The organism is Saccharopolyspora sp. ID03-671 (genome assembly GCF_045278815.1).
Lineage (GTDB): Bacteria > Actinomycetota > Actinomycetes > Mycobacteriales > Pseudonocardiaceae > Saccharopolyspora > Saccharopolyspora ipomoeae.
Map to the genome: position 1 here is coordinate 3044484 of NZ_CP134054.1, position 18565 is coordinate 3063048.

An 18565-nucleotide genomic window follows, 5' to 3' on the forward strand; every position below is an offset into this window, starting at 1 on the left:
GGTGTGCGCCGCTGCGCGACGACACTGCCGCATTGCGCGAAGATCCGGTGACCACGCTGGGCGAGGTGTCCGACGCGTGGTTGGTCGGTCGCGCTCGCGAACTCAACGCGGTCGGCCAGCACGGCGACCCGGCCGGCCAGTCCAACACGCTCCGCGAAGCCGACAACCTGCTGCTCGAAGCCCAGCGCCGGGGCGAGCCGCGCATCGTCGCCCAGCTGCTGCGGCACTGCGCCGCCATGCGCCTGACCACGGCCGAACTGGTCGACAGCGCCGACGAACTCCTCGACGAGCTGCTCAGCCACACCAAGCGGCACGGCCTGGAGGTGCTGCAGGCCGACGCCCACGCGCTGCGCGGCCGCCGAGCCCTGCTCGTCGGCGCCGAGGACACCGCGCTGACCGAGGTCGCGCACGGCCTGGCCATGCTCGACGAGGAGCTGGCCCCCGACCGCACCCTGGGCCGCCGATCCTGGGAGCGGCTGCTGGCGACCTCGCTGATCGACATCGGCCTGGTGCTCACCCAGCTCGGCGTCTACGAGATGGCCGACGAGGTGATGGCGCGCGCCCACCAGCGCATCCGCGAGAGCGGCGGGCCGCACGAGATCGCCGTGCACATGATCAACCGCTGCCGGATGCAGCTGGGCTGGGGGCTGCGGCTGGAGCGCGTCGGCCTGTCCGACGAAGCCGCGAGCCAGTTCTCCACCGCCTCCGCCTTGGCCGTCGCCGTCGAGGGCCCCTGGCGGGAGTCGCTGTTCCCGCGCGTGTCCAACCGGACCGCCGCCGAGCAGATGCCGGTGCTGGGCGCCGCGCACGCCCTGGCCTCCCCCTCGGCCGACCACATCACGCGGCTGGAGGAGATGCGGCACCTCGACCGCTCGATGCACCCGCGGGAGCAGATCATCATGGCGATCGCGCTGTCCCGCTGCCTGGTGCGCGGCGATCACCGCGACGACGCCGTGCGCGTGCTGTCGGAGACGCTGACCAGCCTCAACCACGACTCCTCCGAGCCGACCCTGCGGATCTCGCTGGCCCGGGAGTTCGCGCTGCTCACCGAGCTGGCGCCGGACCGGCCGCGGGACGCGCTGCGCGACTACGCGCTGGAGCTGGAGACCGAGCTGTGGGCGATGCGCGAGACGCGGGTGTCCACTTTGGCCACGCGCCTGGAGAACTCGCGGCTGAGCCACAAGCACGACGCGATCACCCGGCAGGCCCGCGAGGACCCGCTGACCGGCCTGTCCAACCGGCGCGCGCTGGACGACCGGCTGGAAACCCTGCTCAGCACACCGGAAGTGCAGCCGCTGGCGGTCGCGCTGGTCGACCTGGACGGCTTCAAGGGCGTCAACGACCGCTGCTCGCACGCCGAGGGCGACGACGTGCTGCGCACCGTCGCGCGCAACCTGCGCGACACGCTGCGCACCGACGACTTCGTCGCCCGCTACGGCGGTGACGAGTTCGTGGTCCTGCTGCCCGGCGCCACGCTCTCCGCGGCCGAGCAGGCCCTGCACCGCACCGTCGAGGCGGTCGACGGGTTGCCGCCGGAGCTCTCCCGCGGTGTGACGCTGTCAATCGGCGTGGTCGCGATGCGCCCGCAGGAGTCGGCCGCGCAGGTGCTGGCGCGCGCGGACGCCGCGATGTACCAGTCGAAGCGCAACGGCGGGAACCGCGTCACAGCACTCTCCGGAGTCAACGACCCCGCCGAGCCTCCCCCGGTCGAGCCACCCTCCGAGATCGATCAAGCCGTCTGGATCCCGCCGGACGCTCGCTGAGGGGCTCTGTCAACACATCGGGGCAAGATCACATTCGCCCAGCTAGAGGCCCGTTTCGTCCGCATCCGCAGGGCCGAGCGGCGGTACCATCTCAGCTGCTGCCGGAAGGGCAGGGGCGCCCGAGGTGCGGGGCGACCGGTCCGGTTACCCTTCACCCGCTTGGACGCAACAGGCACGTCGGCCGGCACCGGGACTCCGGGCTCGGCAGGCCGCATCTAGAGATCAAGGGAGAGCGCTGATGCTCCAGGGCGACACCGCCCAGCCCTCCTCTCAGCGCGCTGCTGCGCACCCGGAACCGGTCAGCACCGTGGTGCTGGCCGCCGGGGAGGGCACCAGGATGCGATCGGCGACACCGAAGGTGCTGCACCGGCTAGCCGGGCGCCCCCTCGTCGAGCACGCCGTTCGCGCCGCCGCAGGAATCGATCCGGATCAGCTGGTCGTCGTGCTCGGGCACGGCCGCGACGCCGTCGCCGAGCACCTGAGCTCGGTCGCCGACGCGCTGGGCCGCCCGGTCACCACCGCCGTCCAGGAGGAGCAGCTGGGCACCGGGCACGCCGTGTCCTGCGGCCTGTCCGAGCTCCCCGACGGGCTCACCGGAACGGTGCTGGTCAGCTACGGCGACGTGCCGCTGCTCGACGCCGAGACGCTGGGCGCGATGCTCGACGAGCACGCCACCACCGGCAACGCCGTCACGGTGCTCACCGCGGTCGTCGACGACCCGACCGGCTACGGCCGGATCACCCGCGACGCCGACGGCCAGGTCACCGGCATCGTCGAGCAGAAGGACGCCACGCCCGAGCAGGCGGCGATCACCGAGATCAACTCCGGGGTCTACGCCTTCGACGCGGAAGTCCTCACCGGCGCGCTCAAGCGGCTGTCCACCGACAACGCCCAGGGCGAGCTCTACCTCACCGACGTGCTGTCCATCGCGCGCGGCGACGGCCGCGACGTCGGCACGCTGATCTGCGCCGACCGGTGGCTGGTCGAGGGCGTCAACGACCGGGTGCAGCTGTCCCGGCTCGGCGCCGAGCTCAACCGCCGCCTGGTCACCGGCTGGATGCGCGAGGGCGTCACCGTCGTCGACCCGGCCACGGTGTGGCTGGACTGCGACGTGACGCTGGCCCGCGACGTGACGCTGGAGCCGGGCGTGCAGCTGCGCGCCGGCACCACCGTCGGCGAGGGCGCGACCGTCGGCCCGGACACCACGCTGACGCGCTGCGCGATCCACCCCGGCGCCTCCGTGGTGCGCACGCACGGCGAGGGCGCGGAGATCGGCCCGAACGCCAGCGTCGGCCCGTTCGCCTACCTGCGGCCGGGCACCTCGCTGGGCGCCAAGGGCAAGATCGGCACGTTCGTCGAGACCAAGAACGCCGACATCGGCGACGGCACGAAGGTGCCGCACCTGACCTACGTGGGCGACGCGACGATCGGCGAGCAGACCAACATCGGCGCCGCCAGCGTCTTCGTCAACTACGACGGTGTGAACAAGCATCACACCAAGATCGGATCCCACTCGCGCACCGGAGCCGACAACATGTTCGTCGCACCGGTCGAGATCGGCGACGGCGCCTACACCGCCGCCGGTTCGGTGATCACCCAAGATGTCCCCCCGGGCGCGATGGCGGTCGCCCGCGGGAGGCAACGCAACATCGATGGCTGGGTGGCCAAGCGCCGCCCGGGCACCGCCGCCGACCAGGCCGCCCAGCGGGCTATGGGCGATGAACCGACCGATGACGCAGAGACGTCGAACGGGGGGGACGATGACCGTGAGTGCCATGTCTGCAACCCCGAAGAAGAGCCTCAAGCTCTTCTCGGGCCGCAGCCACCCGGAACTTGCCGAGGAGGTGGCCAAGCAGCTCGACGTGACGGTCACGCCCCAGGCCGCGTACCAGTTCGCCAACGGCGAGATCTTCGTGCGCTACGACGAGTCCGTTCGTGGCTGCGATGCCTTCGTGATCCAGTCGCACTGCACGCCGCTGAACGACGCGATCATGGAACAGCTGATCATGGTGGACGCGCTCAAGCGCGCCAGCGCCAAGCGCATCACCGTGGTCATCCCGTTCTACGGCTACGCCCGTCAGGACAAGAAGCACAAGGGCCGCGAGCCGATCTCGGCGCGGCTGATGGCGGACCTGTTCAAGACCGCCGGCGCCGACCGGATCATGGTCGTGGACCTGCACACCGACCAGATCCAGGGCTTCTTCGACGGTCCGGTGGACCACCTGATGGCGCAGAAGCTGCTCGCCAGCCACATCAGCGAGACCTACACCGACCAGAACATCACCGTGGTTTCCCCGGACTCCGGTCGTGTGCGCGTCGCCGAGAAGTGGGCCGACGACCTGGGTGGCACGCCGCTGGCGTTCATCCACAAGACCCGCGACCCCAGCAAGCCCAACCAGGTGGTCGCCAACCGCGTCGTCGGTGACGTCGAGGGCCGGCTGTGCGTGCTGGTCGACGACATGATCGACACCGGCGGCACCATCACCAAGGCCACCGAGCAGCTGCTCGAGGCCGGCGCCAGCGACGTCATCATCGCCTCCACCCACGCGGTCCTGTCGGGCCCGGCCGTGGAGCGGCTGTCGTCCTGCGGCGCCAAGGAGGTCGTGCTGACCAACACGCTCCCCATCCCGGAGGAGCGCCGGTTCGACAACCTCACCGTCCTGTCGATCGCCCCGCTCGTCGCCGAGGCGATCCACCAGGTCTTCGAGGACGGCTCAGTCACCAGCCTCTTCGACGGCCGCGCCTGACGGTCCCCGTCGACGCGAAAGGCCCCGGTCCAGGCGGACCGGGGCCTTTCGCCGTCCGGAGGTGGGGGAAGTTTTCATGAGAACTTCGGTGACGAAGTGTCGGGACAGTTTTCATGAAAACTTCCCCACCACGAGGGTCTCCACGGACCTTCCGTCCCCACGGGGAGGGAAGTTTTCATGAAAACTTCGAGGGTCGTGGGTGGGGACGGTTTTCATGAAAACTTCCCCATCACAGGGTCAGAGGGTGGTGACGACCTCGTCGTAGTCGAGGCGCGGGAGGCGGTCGAACCAGGGGTTCTCACCCGGCTTGCCGATGTTGGCGACGACGAGGGTCTGCCGGTCGCCCTCGGGGAAGAACTCGGCGTTGATGCCCGCGGCGTCCAGCCCGGTCATCGGGCCGACGGCCAGACCCGCCGCGCGAACGCCGAGGAAGAAGTAACCCGCCTGCAGCGTCGCGTTCAGCTTGGCGTTCTGCTCCCGGAAACCGGGGTCGGCGAAGATGTCCTTGGCGTCGGGCTTGTGCGGGAAGACCTTCGGCAGGTTCTCGTGGAACTCGGTGTCCGCTGCCAGGATCGCCACCAGCGGGGCCTGCTCGGTCTTGGCCCGGTTGCCCTCCATCAGATGCGGCAGCAGGCGCTGCTTGGCCTCGGCGGAGCGCAGCAGCACGATCCGCAGCGGCTGCTGGTTCATCGAGGTCGGAGCCCACTTGACCAGGTCGTAGATGGCCTGGACCTGCTCGTCGGTGACGGGCTCGTCGCTGAAGGTGTTGGCGGTGCGGGCCTCGCGGAACAGCAGGTCCTGAGCCTGGGGGTCGAGCGCGAGCTCGGACTGAGCGGTGGTCATCGGATCACTCCTGGGGCTGGGACGGGACTCTCCACCCCACCGCAACATCCGTGAACGTTCAACGATTTCCGGACCCTCCCGCGTGTAATCCGGGTCACCGATCGGGTGGGGGTCCACCCGTGCGAAAACGTCTATGCAAGCACCGTTTAGACTATTCGGGTTGCCTCGGCGAGGTCGGGACGTCCGCCCGGCGTGATCGGCGCGGTGGCACGGTGATGGTCGGTCGAGTTCTCCTCCGGCGCACTGATGTCGCGCACTCCCCTGGTGCCGCTTTTCCACCGGCGCCCGTCGATCTCTCCAGAAGCGCGCCCCACCGCCGCAGGCCAGCGAACAACTCACGTTCCGCCCGACGTCATCAAGGAGTGCAGCACCGTGTCCGAGGTACGAATCGCAGTCGAGCAGCGCAACGAGTTCGGCAAGGGAGCGGCCCGCCGCACCCGCCGTGCCGGCAAGATCCCCGCGGTCCTCTACGGCCACGGCGCCGACCCGAAGCACCTGTCGCTGCCCAGCGTCGAGTTCGCCCGCGCCGTCCGTGAGAACGGGCACAACGCGGTTCTGACCCTCGAGGTCCAGGGCTCCGCCGACGAGCTCGCGCTGACCAAGACCATCACCGCCCACCCGATCAAGGGCTACATCGAGCACGTCGACCTGCTGCTGGTCAAGCGCGGCGAGAAGGTCACCGTCAACGTCCCGATCGTCATCACCGGCGACGCCGCCTCCGGCGCCCTGGTCAGCCAGGAGCTCACCGAGGTCGAGATCGAGGCCGAGGCGCTGCACATCCCGGAGCAGGTCGAGCTGTCCATCGAGGGCCTGGAGATCGGCACCCAGCTGCACGTCTCCGACCTCAAGCTGCCGAAGGGCTCGACCCTGCAGGGCGACCCGGAGGCCATGGTCGTGAACATCTCCGAGGCCGCCGCCTCGATGGAGGAGGAGTCGGCCACCGAGGGCGAGGAGCCCGCCGCCGAGGAAGAGACCTCCGAAGAGGCCTGAGCCTGACGACGTCGGGCGCACCCGCGCCGTCCCCTCGACCGGGGGCGGCGCGGGGCGTGCCTCCGCACGAGGGAGACTTACTTCCGTGACCACTGCGGACGCGGTTTCTGTGATCGTCGGGCTGGGCAACCCCGGTCCGCGCTACGAGGGCAACCGGCACAACATCGGTTTCCTCGTCGCCGACGAGCTCGCCGCGCGCATCGGCGGCAAGTTCAAGTCCCACAAGTCCGGCGCCGACACCGTCGAAGGACGGCTGTCCGGCGCCCGGTCGGTGCTGGTCAAGCCGCGTTCGTTCATGAACCTCTCCGGCGGCCCGGTCGCCGGGGCGGTGAAGTTCTTCAAGACCCCGCCCGAGTCGCTGATCGTCATCCACGACGAGCTGGACCTGCCCTTCGGCACGGTCCGGATCAAGAAGGGCGGCGGCGAGAACGGCCACAACGGCCTGCGCTCCATCTCGAAGTCCCTGGGCACCCGCGACTACCTGCGGGTCCGCTTCGGGGTCGGCCGCCCGCCCGGCCGGATGGATCCGGCCGACTACGTCCTCAAGGACTTCTCGACGGTCGAGCGCAAGGAGCTCGCCTACTTCATCGACCTCTGCGCGGACGCGACGGAGGCCCTGGTCACCAAGGGCCTCGAAGCCGCCCAGAACGAGTTCCACTGACGTTCCGCCGCTGACGTCCCGGCGGGAGCCCTCCCGGGCACCGGACAGTTTTAGCCATAATTGCCCATGATCAATGTCCGAAATGTCGGGACAATTATGGCTAAAACTGTCCCCTAGTGACCCGGCACCAGGTCCGCAGTGGCCGCGCGGCGGAGCTTCCCCGAAGGGGTCTTCGGCAGCGCTCCCGGCGGGAGGACGACCACCTCGGCCGGGCGCACGCCGACGGCGTCGACGACGCGGGAGACGACCTCCTTGCGCAGCGCCTTCTCCGCCTCCTCCGACCCGGCCTGCTTGGACTCCAGGACGACCGCGAAGCGCTCGCGCCTGCTGCCCGCCTCCAGCCGGACCGCCGCCGCGTTGCCGGGACGCACCCCGGAGACCTCGCAGGCGGCCCGCTCGATGTCGATCGGGTAGATGTTGCGGCCGCCCATGATGATCACGTCCTTGCGACGCCCGCAGATCACCACCTGCCCGTCCGCCAGGTACCCCTCGTCGCCGGTGTCCAGCCACCCCTCGGCGTCCTGCACCTCCTGCGGGCCGTTCACCGTGAGGTAGCCGGGGGTCACCGCCTCGCCGCGGATTCGCAGCTGCCCCACCTGCCGGTCGCCGAGCACCCGCCCCTCGTCGTCGACGACGTCGACCTCCAGGCCCGGCAGCGGACGCCCCAGCAGCGCGAACCGACGAGCCTGCGGCGCGCCGGGGTCCACCGGCTCAGCCACGTGCCGCTTCTCCAGGGCCTCCGCGTCGACCGAGTCGGTCTCGACGCCCCGCCGCAGCGGCGCGAAGGACACCGCCAGCGTCGCCTCGGCCATGCCGAACGCGCACACCATGCAGTCCGGGGCGAGCCCGAAGCGCGCGCCCGCGCCGGTGAACGCCTGCGCGGCCGCCGGATCGATCGGCTCCGCGCCGTTGAGCGTGAACCGCAGGCTGGACAGGTCGAACTCCTCGTCGGTGCGCGCCATCCGGCGCCCCACCACCGCGTAGGCGAAGTTCGGCGCCGCGGTGACCGTGCCGCGGTACTTGCTGATCAGCTTCGGCCACAGCAGCGGACCGGCGAGGAAGTCCGACGGCGTGACCTTGACCGCGGACATCCCGATCGCCATCGGCACCGTCAGGCACCCGACCATCCCCATGTCGTGGAACAGCGGCAGCCAGGACACGGCCACGTCCCGCTCCGGGTCGAGCTCGGCGGCGGTGACCATCGCGCGCAGGTTCGCGTGCAGGTTGCGGTGGGTGATCCGCACGGCCTTCGGGTCGGCGGTCGAGCCGCTGGTCAGCTGCAGCAGGGCGGTGGCGTCCTCGTCGACCTCGACCGGTCCCGGCAGCGGTTCGCCCTCGGAGGCGGCGAGCCCGGCGAGGTTGCGGTAGGCGATTCCGTTGTCGTCCAGGACGCCGCCGAGCTGCTCGAACGGAGGCCCGAGCAGCACCAGCCGGGCACCGATCATCGACAGCACCTTGAGCGTGTCCTCCGCCCAGTGGCCGAGGTCGGTGCGCGGGGTCGGCTGGTGCAGCATCGTCACGCTCCCGCCGCCGAGCCACACCGCCTGCACGGCGGTCCCGATCAGACCGGGATCGGCCGCGAGGATCGCGACGGCCGCGCCGGGCCGCAGCTGATCGCCCAGCCCGCCGGCCATCCGCAGCGCGTCGTCGTGCACCTGCGCCCACGTCCGGAACCGGGGCTCCTCGGGTTCTCCGGTGGTGAGGCCGCGAGCGCCCTCCCCGGAGTTCCGCCGAGCCGACGCCACCAAGGTCTCCACGAACCGACTCATGTGACGCAGCTTACGATCCGGGACTCGCCGAGGCATTCCCCGACGCGCTACCCGAGCTGGTCGGCCAGCTCCATCCAGCGGGTCTCCAGGTCGTCCTTCTCCTGGTGCAGCGACTGGAGATCGGCGTTGAGCGCGGCGAGCCGCTCCGGCTCGGTGGCCGCCTCGGCGAGCTTCTCGTGCAGGTCCGACTCGCGCTTCGCGAGCTTGTCGAGCTGCCGCTCGAACCGCGCGAGCTCCTTGCGCGCCGCGTGCTCCTCCGCGCCGGACAGGCCGCTGCGCGACGCGGGCGCGTCGGTGGCATGCTTGCCGACGCTGGTCTCCGCCGCCAGCAGCGAGTGCCGCTTCCGCAGGTACTCGTCGATGCCGCCGGGCAGGTGAGTGAGCTTGCCGTCGCCGAACAGCGCGTGGACGCTGTCGCACACCCGCTCGACCAGGTACCGGTCGTGCGAGACCACGACCATCGTGCCCGGCCAGGTGTCGAGCAGGTCCTCCAGCTGCTGCAGGGTGTCGATGTCCAGGTCGTTCGTCGGCTCGTCGAGGATCAGCACGTTCGGCTCGTCCATGAGCAGCCGCGCCAGCTGCAGCCGACGCCGCTCGCCGCCGGAGAGGTCCCCGACCGGCGTCCACTGCCGCCCCTTGCCGAACCCGAACCGCTCCCCCAGCTGCGAGGCCGACAGCTCGTACTTGCCGAGCGTGACGCTCTTGGCGACGTCCTCGATCGCCTCCAGCACCCGCCAGTCGCCCGGCAGGTCGTGCAGCTCCTGGGTCAGGTGCGCCATCCGCACCGTCTTGCCCTCGGTGCGCTTGCCCGCGTCCGGTTCGCGCTCCCCGGCCAGCAGCTTGAGCAGGGTGGTCTTGCCGGAGCCGTTGACGCCGACCAGACCGATCCGGTCGCCGGGCCCGATCCGCCAGGTCACGTTCTCCAGCAGCGCCCGGTCGCCGATGCGCAGGTCGACGTCCTCCAGCTCCAGGACGGTCTTGCCCAACCGGCGCTTGGCGAAGGCCAGCAGCTCGACGGAGTCGCGCGGTTCCGGGACGTCGGAGATCAGCGCCTCGGCGGCCTCCACCCGGTAGCGCGGCTTGGAGGTGCGGGCCTTGGCGCCGCGCTGCAGCCAGGCGAGCTCCTTGCGGGCCAGGTTCTGCCTGCGCTCCTCGGTGGCCTGGGCGATGCGGGCGCGCTCGGCCCGGGCGAAGATCCAGTCCGCGTAGCCGCCCTCGTACTGCTCGACCTTGCCGTCCACGACCTCCCAGGTGCGGTTGCAGACGGTGTCGAGGAACCAGCGGTCGTGCGTGACGATCACCAGCGCGCACTTCCGCTCCAGCAGGTGGTCGGCCAGCCAGCGCACGCCCTCGACGTCGAGGTGGTTGGTGGGCTCGTCGAGCACCAGCAGGTCCAGGTCGCGCACCAGCGCGGCGGCCAGCGCCACCCGGCGGCGCTCGCCACCGGAGAAGTCCTTGACCGGGGTGTCCAGGCCGAGGCGGGTCATGCCGAGCCCGCCCAGGACCGACCGGACCCGCGGGTCGGCGGCCCACTCGTGCTCGGCGGTGAAGCCGTGCGGGTCGAGCACCGCGTTGCGGACCGTGGCCTCCTCCGGCAGCTCGGTGCGCTGGGTGACCACGGCCATCCGCAGGTCGCGGGACTGCGAGACGCGGCCGCCGTCGGGTTCGGCGAGGCCGGCCAGCACCTCCAGCAGCGTCGTCTTGCCGCCGCCGTTGAGGCCGACGACGCCGATCCGCTCGCCTTCCGACACGCCCAGCGACACGCCGTCGAGCAACGGGCGCACGCCGTAGGACTTGCTGACCGTTTCCAGGTTGACCAGGTTGACCATCGAGTTTTCGACTACTCCGTCACGCGTGGACTTGGGGCGGGGTGGGGCGGTTGGCGGGTTCCTCGGTGAGGACCTTCGCCCCCGGCACGGGACCGTGCGCGACCCGGACGGTGCGGCACACGCCGGCACCGGAGAGCTCCGCGGCCACCCGGACCGCCTCCTCGCCGTCGGTGCACAGGAAGGCGCAGGTCGGGCCGGATCCGGAGACGACCCCGGCCAGCGCGCCCGCCTGCACGCCCGCGCGCAGCGTGCGGCGCAGGTTCGGGCGCAGCGAGACCGCCGCGGCCTGCAGGTCGTTGCCCAGCAGCAGCGCGAGCTGCCGGGGATCGCCGGAGGCCAGCGCCTCCAGCAGCGGCTCCACCTCGCCGATCCGGCCGTTGCCGTTCTCAGCGCGGAGCCGGTCGAGCTCGCCGTAGACGCCGGGCGTGCTCAGCCCTTCCTTGTCCAGGGCGATGACCCAGTGGAAGGTGTGGCGGGCCAGCACCGGCACGAGGCTCTCGCCGCGGCCGGTGCCCAGCGCGGTGCCGCCCTGCAGCGAGAACGGGACGTCGCTGCCGATCTGGGCGGCGAGCTCGCTGAGCTCGTCGCGGCCGAGCTCCAGTCGCCACAGCTGGTTGACGGCCTGCAGCGTGGCGGCGGCGTCGGCGCTGCCACCGGCCATGCCGCCGGCGACCGGGATTCCCTTGTTGATCGAGATGCGCAGGCCCGGGTTCTCCGGGTCGCGGCCGCTGCGCTCGGCGAGCAGCCGCACCGCCTTCCACGCGAGGTTCTCGGGGCCGGTGGGGACGGAGTCCGCCCCCTCGCCCTGGACCTCGAGGGCGGGTTCGTCGGCCGCCAGCACGGTGACGTCGTCGGTCAGCGACAAGGCCTGGAAGACGGTGACCAGCTCGTGGTAGCCGTCCGGACGCGCGTCACCCACCGAGAGGTGGAGGTTCACCTTCGCCGGGACGCGGACGGTGATCGGTGTAGGAACCACGGAGAGCACACCAAGAGCCTACGTGCCCGGAGAACCTCACCGCCCACTTCCCTGCGCACACCGTTCCCGAAGACCGGATCAGCCACGATCAACCCCCGAACCCGGCCGGTTCCCCGATTGCGCCCGTGTTCAGGTGCCGGATTGCGGCCGTAATCCGGTCTCGCCTTGCCCGGGAACGGAATGCGGCCGCAATCGGAGGTCCGATTGCGGCCGCATTCGTGTCTCCCCCCGGATCAGGAGGCGGGCCGATCAGGAGGCGGGGACGACGGCGACGCCGCCCCACTTCTGGTTGATGAAGTCCTTGACCTGCTGGCTGCGGAGGAGCTCGGCGAGCTTGAGGATGCGCGGGTCCTTCGCCAGGGCCGGGGTGGTGACCAGGCCGTTGGCGTAGGGGTTGTTCTGCGCGTTCTCCACCAGCAGCGGGTCCGAGAGCTTCGCCTTGATCGCGTAGTTGCCGTTGACGACCGCCGCGGCGGCGTCGTCGACCGAGCGCGGCAGCTGGTCCGGGGACAGGTCCTTGAGCTGCAGGTTCTTCGGGTTCTCGGCGATCGCGGCGTCCAGCCGGGTGCCGACGGCGGCCTCCGGCTTGAGCTTGATCAGACCGCCCTGCTCCAGCAGCTTCAGGCCGCGGAACTGGTTGGCCGGGTCGTTGGACAGCGTCACCGTGGCGCCCGACGGCAGCTCGGCCAGCGACTTGACCTGCTTGGAGTACACCGCCAGCGGCTCCAGGTGCACCGGCGCGACCCAGGCGAAGTCGCCGCCGCGCTGCTTGCGGTACTCCTCCAGGTACGGCACGTGCTGGAAGTAGTTCGCGTCCAACTCGCCGTGGGCGACGGCCTCGTTGGGCCGGTTGTAGTCGTCGAACTTCTCGATCTCGATGTCGATGCCGGCCTGCTCGGCGAGGTTGTCGTCGACATACTGCAGGATCTCGCCGTGCGGTGTCGGGCTGACCCCGATCCGCAGCGGGGCGTTGGGGTCTTCGGCGGCGGAACCACCACCGCAGGCGGCCAGCAGCACTCCGGCCGAGGCGAGAAGCGCAGCGAAGCGCAAACGCATGTCGTGCGTCCTTTCGGGTACGAGCCTGTTTTCAGGCAGGCAGGGGGAACGCACCGTCCTCGTGAGACGGGTGCGCTCGAACGGGGTTCGGGTCAGCCGGCGGCGGTGCGCCGGCGATCGACGAGCTTGGCGGTGCGGTCGGTGAGCAGCTGCATCCCGAAGGCCAGCACTCCCAGCACCACGACCGATCCCCACAGGATCCGGTCGTCGTAGCCCTGGTAGCCGTCCTGGATCGCGGTGGAGCCCAGGCCACCGCCGCCGATGGCACCGGCCATCGCGGCGTAGCCGATCAGCGCCACGGCGGTGACGCCGACGGCGCCGACGAGCGCCGCCCGGGCTTCCCCGAGCAGCACCGTCCACACGATCCGCAGCCTGCTGGATCCGGTCGTGATCGCGGCTTCGACGACGGTGAAACCGACCTCGCGCACGGCGTTCTGCGTCAGCCGCGCGAAGAACGGGATCGCTCCGATGGTCAGCGGCACGATCACCGCGCTGCTGCCGATCGAGGTTCCGATCAGCAGCCGGGTGAACGACGCCAGGATCACCAGCAGCACCACGAAGGGCACCGAGCGCACCACGTCCACGATCACGCCGAGCACCTTGTTGAGCACCGGTTTGGGGTTCAGCCCGACCGGTGAGGTCAGGTGCAGCAGCACACCCAGCGGCAACCCGCCGACCACGGCCAGCACGGTCGCCACCAGCACCATGTAAAGCGTTTCGAGCGTTGCCTCGCCCAGTAGTTCGCCGACCTCCGACCAGGGGGTCACATCAGTCACGCAGCAGCAACTCCGTCAACGCTTACCGGGGCGCGCCGAACGTGCGCGTCCCGCTCGATCATCCACTTCAGCGCCGCCTCGGAACGCTCACCGGTGAGGCCGATCTTGAACTTGGCGACCGGGGTGTCGCCGAGGCGGGTCAGGCCACCACCGAGGATCGCCAGGTCGACGGCGAACCGGTTGGAGGCCTCGGGGAGCAGCGCTCCCACGGCGGCGAAGCCGACCAGGACGATCTCGGCGACCACGTCGTGGCGGCCGGAGGTCGGACGCAGCTGGTCGGCCTGGTCCGTTTCGGGCAGCAGGGTGCCGCTGATCCTGCTGGCGGGTTCGGCGACGAGGTCCAGGACCTTGCCCTGCTCGACGACCTGGCCGTCCTCCAGCACCGCGACGTCGTCGGCGAGCTTGCGCACCACGGCCATGTCGTGGGTGACGACCAGGACGGTGACGCCGAGCTCGGCCCGCGCGCGGTCCAGGACGGTCAGCACCGAGTCGGTGGTGGTCGGGTCCAGCGCGGAGGTCGGCTCGTCGGCCAGCAGCACCGACGGCTTGGCGGCCAGCGCGCGGGCGACCGCGATGCGCTGGCGCTGCCCGCCGGAGAGCTGGCGGGGTAGACCGACGCCTTGTCGGTGAGACCGACGAGGTCGAGCAGCTCGCCGACGCGCTGGCGGCGCTGCGGTCCGCCGATGCCCGCGGCCTCCAGCGGCAGCGCCACGTTGCCCGCGGCGGTGCGCTGGCGCAGCAGCGAATCCCCTTGCGGCACAACGCCGATCTGCCTGCGCGCGGCGCGCAGGGCCTTGCCGTCCAGCGACACCAGGTCGGTGCCGTCGACGCGGATGGCACCGCTGTCGGGCTTCTCCAGCAGCGCGATGCACCGGGCCAGCGTCGACTTCCCCGCACCGCTCGGGCCGACCACGCCGACGACCGAACCCGGGTTGACCTCCATCGACACGCCGTCGAGGGCGCGGACGGTGCTGCCGTTGTGCTGGAAGGACTTGGTCAGGTTCTCAACAGAGATCACGATCTGCTCCACATCAGCTCGCGACGACCGCGCCCGCGTTCGGGCAGCGGCCAGGGGGAACTTCTCGGGAAAGGAAAAGGGGGAAGGACCGGGTCACATCTCGCGACGACAGGCGCAGGTCGTGCGCCGTCCGTGGTCGATGACCCGCCGCTGCGTGAGCAGTTCCCGGATGTGGGGTACCTCGAACCGGACATCGCCGGAGGCAGGCAGGTTCGCTAACCGCGCGTTGGAATCCACAGCTACTCCATCGGTCCTGGCGTTAGCACCTGCCCGCGATGGGTGGTTGCTGCGGCGTCAACAAGCCAGGTCTCTCAGCCGCTCGGGATGGATCTCCCGAATAGTAGACCCCATCGACAGGGTCAGGCGCAAGCTGATAGCGGTCACTGACCGAAATCGTTTGCCAGATCACATACCGGTCGGAGCGGGAATTTTTCCGCACAGGGTGGTGTTTTGGTCACTCTCGGTGATGTCGCAGCGCGTGTGCGCAAGCCGCCGGACGAGTGGTTCAGCTCGGCGAGCCGGATGACGCGATCTCCGCGATCCGGGCGAAATCGGCGATGCGCAACTGCTCCCCGCGCGCCATCGGATCGATCCTGGCCGCGCGCAGCAACTCCTCCGCGCGGGCCGCCGAACCGGCCCAGCCGGACAGCGCGCCCCGCAACGCCTTGCGCCGCTGCGCGAACGCGGCGTCCACCACGCGGAAGACGTCCTCGCGCGGCGCGCTCGACGGCGGGTCGACGCGTTCGAAGGCCACCAGCCCGGAGTCGACGTTGGGCACCGGCCAGAACACCTTGCGCGGCACCGGACCCGCGCGGCGCACGTCGGCGTACCAGGCCGCCTTCGCGCTCGGCACGCCGTAGACGCGGCTGCCGGGCTCGGCGGCCATCCGCTCGGCGACCTCGGACTGCACCATGACCAGGCCGTGCCGCAGGCTCGGCAGCTCGGCGAGCAGGTGCAGCACGACGGGCACGGCGACGTTGTAGGGCAGGTTGGCGACCAGCGCGGTCGGCGGCTTCGGGAATTCCTCGGCGCGCACCCGCAGCGCGTCGGCGGGCAGCACGGTCAACCGGTCGGCCAGCTGCGGCGCGAACTCGCGCGCGGTGCGCGGCAGCCGCTCGGCCAGGACCGGGTCGATCTCCACGGCGACGACGGAACCGGCGGCGGGGAGCAGCGCGAGCGTCAGCGAACCCAGACCCGGGCCGACCTCCAGCGCGACGTCGTCCGCGCCGACCTCGGCGGCCGAGACGATCCGGCGCACCGTGTTCGGGTCGTGCACGAAGTTCTGGCCGAGCTTCTTGGTCGGCTTGATGCCGAGCTCGTCGGCCAGCCGACGCACGTCGGCCGGTCCCAGCAAAGACGCCCCCTGCTCATCCACGCGCAAGAACCTACCCGCGCCGATTTCGCGAGGTCAGCGGGGGTGATGCAAGAAGGCACCCGCCGAAGTCGGCGGGTGCCTCCCGGAAAGCGATCTCAGCTCAGTCGAGGCCGAGCTTGGACGAGCAGGACGGCCAGGCGCCGTAGCTGCCGCCGCGGGCGGCGCGGACCTTCTCGGCCACCGCGATCTGCTGCTCGCGGCTGGCCTGGTGCGGGTACGGGGCGTACTGGTCGCCGCCGTAGGCGTCCCACGTGGACTTGTCGAACTGCAGCCCGCCGTAGTAGCCGTTGCCGCTGTTCATGGCCCAGTTGCCGGTCGCCTCGCACTGGACGAGCTTGTCCCAGACACCGCTGTTGGGCGCGGGCTTGCCACCGACGCGGACGACCTTCTCGACCGGCTGCTTGGTGACCTTCTCGTCGACGACCTCGCGGCCGGACTCCTCGCCGTTGACCTTGGTGACCCGGGTGAACTGGATCTTCTCGCCGGCCTCGCCGGGGGACTCGACCCGCTCCTCGCCCTTGAACATCGAGTCGTCGACGATCTCGCGGACCGGCGGCTGGACCGGCACGGTCACGCTGATCACGGAGCTCTGCGTGCGGTCGATGCGCACCTCGGCGCCGGTGACCAGCTTCGCGTCGGCACCCGGGGTGACCTTGTCGTCCGGGCCGAGGTTGAGCTTCTGCTCCTTGACCAGCTCGTCGATGTTGGCCGCGGTGGTGCTCAGCTGCTTCGGCGCACCGCTGCCGTCGACGAGGGTGATGTCCTTCTTGGTGCGGACCGACAGCTCCATGCCCTGCTCGGGCACGGCCATGTTCCGGTCCGCGTTGAGGACGGCGCCGTCGGCGTTGACGCCGAGCTGGCGCAGCGCCTGCTCGACGGTCACCGAGCGGACCCACTCCTCGCGGACGTCGCCGTCCACGTTGAGCTTGATCATGCGACCGCGGTCGAGCGTGATCGTCTCGCCGTGGCCGACCTCGGCCTGCGGCGACGGGCTCAGCGCGTCGTGCGGGCCGACGGTGATGCCCTGGTCCTCCAGGACCTCGCCCACGGTGCCGTCGTACGTGCTGACGGTCTTCTCCTGGCCGTCGATCTCGACGGTGACCGACTTGTCCATCGCGGCGGCCGCGCCGCCGGTGCCGGTCAGCGAGAGCAGGACACCGGCCACGGCGCCCTTGAGGAAGCGGCGCTTCCAGGCGGCCATGCCCTCGGCGACCTGCTGCGGCGGCAGCGCGCCGGAGGCGTCGCCCTCGGGCATCGCCTCGAGGAAGTTCATCGGGGGCAGGACGGTGGTCTCGGCGTTGATCAGCCGGATGACCTCGTCGACGTCGATCTCGGCGGTCGCGAGCACGTCCTCGGCGTCGGGGCCGAGAACGTCGTAGACGTCCTGCGGGGTGATTTCGAGACCGCCCGGCGGGAAGCTCGGGTGCTCGTCGGACCACTGCGGGTCCGGGCGGTCGAGCAGGCCTACCGCGGTGTGCTGCTCGGTCGGCTGGACCGGGGTGAACCAGTCAGTCGCCGCATCGAAGGAATCAGCCCAGTAGCCGTCGTTCCGCGGGGTCGCGAAACCGGCATGGCTGGGCTCGCCACGTCCGTTCACAGGGTCGTTACCTCCCGAAGGCGCAAAGTCGCACCCACGACGTGGAGAACGTGAGAACCGTTGGGCGAGTTCATGTCTCCTCGCTCAACCCCTCTCGTTCGTCGCGCGTGCGCAACCTTCGTGCTTCGTGTCTGTATCCGACTCCCGCAAGCCAATTGCCGCCTAGTCCGGACGAGCTCGTGGAGCTCACCGCGGACTTCCCCGACGTACACCGGCGAGACTAACGGGCGTTCCCCATGACTGGATGTCATCGGTTACGGGGCCGAGACTCTACCGTGATCATGCGAGGGCGCCAAGCACCTGATTCCGACATGTGAGTCCGATAACCCCGGAATGCCGAGCAACCCAACACGATCTGTAGTCAAGATCGGCAAAAATTAGGCCATTCGGGGGGCACGTGCAGGATTCGTTAGCCGCGCCTCGAACCCCTTGCGTGACATATAACACGGCCTCGCGAGCTGCGCTCCCTAGATCAAAACGACGCTCGGGCCAGCGAAAAGTCCCCGGCGCACCGGTCCGGCCCGGGCGCTGCGCGCACCCGGGCCGGACCTCCCCTCCCCTCGCACGAGGGAACCGAGGTTCCCTCGCGACGATCATTCGCGGAATTGCGGCGAGTTCACGTCATCGCGGCAGGCCGAGCTTCCTCGCGCACGCAGGCCAGGCGCCGTAACCGCTGCGGTCGGCGCGCACCTTCTCGGCGATCTCGATCTGCTGCTCCCGCGATGCGCGGTGCGGATAGCGGTTGTACCGCTCGCCTCCGTAGGCGGCCCAGGTGCTGCGGTTGAACTGCAGGCCGCCGTAGTAACCGTTGCCCGTGTTCGCGGCCCAGTTACCACCGGCTTCACAACCGGCGAGCCGGTCCCACACCGCGGTTCGATCGTCGGTCGGGGTTGCCGCGGCGTTCGGGGCCACCGCGACCAGGGCACTACCGCTGAGAGCGATAGCAGCCGCCACAGTCCACTTCGTGAATCTATGGAACTCCACTGTGCATCCTCACAACCGATGGTCCGGCCTGGAGGACCTCCGCCCGGAATTCCCGGCGGAGTTCGGGGTGTCCCCCGTTCCGGCTTCCACAGTGGACGGTAGGAGTCGGCGTGCGGACCGCAAGCGGACGAACGTGAACGCCACTTACCAGAAATCGCAGCGTAGAGGACTACAAGGGTGT

13 protein-coding genes, 3 pseudogenes and 1 riboswitch are annotated in these 18565 nt (G+C 70.4%); of the genes and pseudogenes, 5 read left to right on the plus strand and 11 right to left on the minus strand.

Annotated features, from left to right (window positions below):
* Nucleotides 1-32: 32 nt before the first annotated feature.
* The 3 genes and pseudogenes from REH65_RS13765 (at nt 33) to REH65_RS13775 (ending at nt 4510) form a co-directional block, all read left to right on the plus strand.
* Nucleotides 33-1763, plus strand: coding sequence for a GGDEF domain-containing protein (locus REH65_RS13765; RefSeq protein WP_281458153.1), 1731 nt, complete (start codon nt 33-35; stop codon nt 1761-1763).
* 238 nt (nt 1764-2001) lie between these two features.
* Nucleotides 2002-3522, plus strand: a pseudogene (glmU, locus tag REH65_RS13770) (bifunctional UDP-N-acetylglucosamine diphosphorylase/glucosamine-1-phosphate N-acetyltransferase GlmU); the annotation flags it as partial.
* 16 nt (nt 3523-3538) lie between these two features.
* Nucleotides 3539-4510, plus strand: coding sequence for a ribose-phosphate diphosphokinase (locus REH65_RS13775; protein ID WP_406692706.1), 972 nt, complete (start codon nt 3539-3541; stop codon nt 4508-4510).
* A 237-nt stretch (nt 4511-4747) separates the two neighbouring features.
* Here the strand turns inward: REH65_RS13775 and REH65_RS13780 are convergent, their stop codons facing one another.
* Entirely contained in the window at nt 4748-5353 is a 606-nt protein-coding gene (locus REH65_RS13780; RefSeq protein WP_406692707.1) for a malonic semialdehyde reductase, read from the minus strand.
* 372 nt (nt 5354-5725) lie between these two features.
* Here REH65_RS13780 and REH65_RS13785 point away from each other — a divergent pair, with 372 nt between their 5' ends.
* On the plus strand, nt 5726-6343 hold the full coding sequence (locus REH65_RS13785) for a 50S ribosomal protein L25/general stress protein Ctc (RefSeq protein ID WP_281458157.1): 618 nt from the start codon (nt 5726-5728) through the stop codon (nt 6341-6343).
* A gap of 85 nt (nt 6344-6428) precedes the next feature.
* Nucleotides 6429-7004 (plus strand): aminoacyl-tRNA hydrolase, encoded by a 576-nt coding sequence (gene pth, locus REH65_RS13790; RefSeq protein ID WP_406692708.1) that lies wholly within the window; start codon nt 6429-6431, stop codon nt 7002-7004.
* 113 nt (nt 7005-7117) lie between these two features.
* Here pth and REH65_RS13795 read toward each other — a convergent pair whose 3' ends face one another.
* The 10 genes and pseudogenes from REH65_RS13795 to REH65_RS13840 all read right to left on the minus strand — a co-directional run.
* A complete protein-coding gene (locus tag REH65_RS13795; protein ID WP_406692709.1) occupies nt 7118-8773 on the minus strand; it encodes a fatty acyl-AMP ligase in 1656 nt (551 codons plus the stop codon).
* Between the two features lie 47 nt (nt 8774-8820).
* On the minus strand, nt 8821-10602 hold the full coding sequence (locus REH65_RS13800) for an ABC-F family ATP-binding cassette domain-containing protein (protein ID WP_406692710.1): 1782 nt from the start codon (nt 10600-10602) through the stop codon (nt 8821-8823).
* A gap of 19 nt (nt 10603-10621) precedes the next feature.
* Nucleotides 10622-11578, minus strand: a complete 957-nt coding sequence (locus tag REH65_RS13805) for a 4-(cytidine 5'-diphospho)-2-C-methyl-D-erythritol kinase (RefSeq protein ID WP_406693159.1) — start codon at nt 11576-11578, stop codon at nt 10622-10624.
* A 249-nt stretch (nt 11579-11827) separates the two neighbouring features.
* Nucleotides 11828-12634, minus strand: a complete 807-nt coding sequence (locus REH65_RS13810; RefSeq protein ID WP_406692711.1) for a MetQ/NlpA family ABC transporter substrate-binding protein — start codon at nt 12632-12634, stop codon at nt 11828-11830.
* A 92-nt stretch (nt 12635-12726) separates the two neighbouring features.
* A complete protein-coding gene (locus REH65_RS13815; RefSeq protein ID WP_281458162.1) occupies nt 12727-13410 on the minus strand; it encodes a methionine ABC transporter permease in 684 nt (227 codons plus the stop codon).
* Nucleotides 13407-14428 (minus strand): annotated as a pseudogene (locus REH65_RS13820) (methionine ABC transporter ATP-binding protein). The gene REH65_RS13815 and the pseudogene REH65_RS13820 overlap by 4 nt, the downstream one beginning before the upstream one ends.
* Nucleotides 14429-14521: 93 nt before the next feature.
* Nucleotides 14522-14665, minus strand: coding sequence for a hypothetical protein (locus REH65_RS13825; RefSeq protein ID WP_175547994.1), 144 nt, complete (start codon nt 14663-14665; stop codon nt 14522-14524).
* Between the two features lie 4 nt (nt 14666-14669).
* A riboswitch (SAM riboswitch) is annotated at nt 14670-14759 on the minus strand.
* 174 nt (nt 14760-14933) lie between these two features.
* Entirely contained in the window at nt 14934-15803 is an 870-nt protein-coding gene (gene rsmA, locus REH65_RS13830; protein ID WP_406692712.1) for a 16S rRNA (adenine(1518)-N(6)/adenine(1519)-N(6))-dimethyltransferase RsmA, read from the minus strand.
* Nucleotides 15804-15903: 100 nt separating this feature from the next.
* A complete protein-coding gene (locus REH65_RS13835; RefSeq protein ID WP_406692713.1) occupies nt 15904-17400 on the minus strand; it encodes a transglycosylase family protein in 1497 nt (498 codons plus the stop codon).
* Nucleotides 17401-18021: 621 nt separating this feature from the next.
* Nucleotides 18022-18270, minus strand: a pseudogene (locus REH65_RS13840) (transglycosylase family protein); the annotation flags it as partial.
* Nucleotides 18271-18565 lie beyond the last annotated feature (295 nt).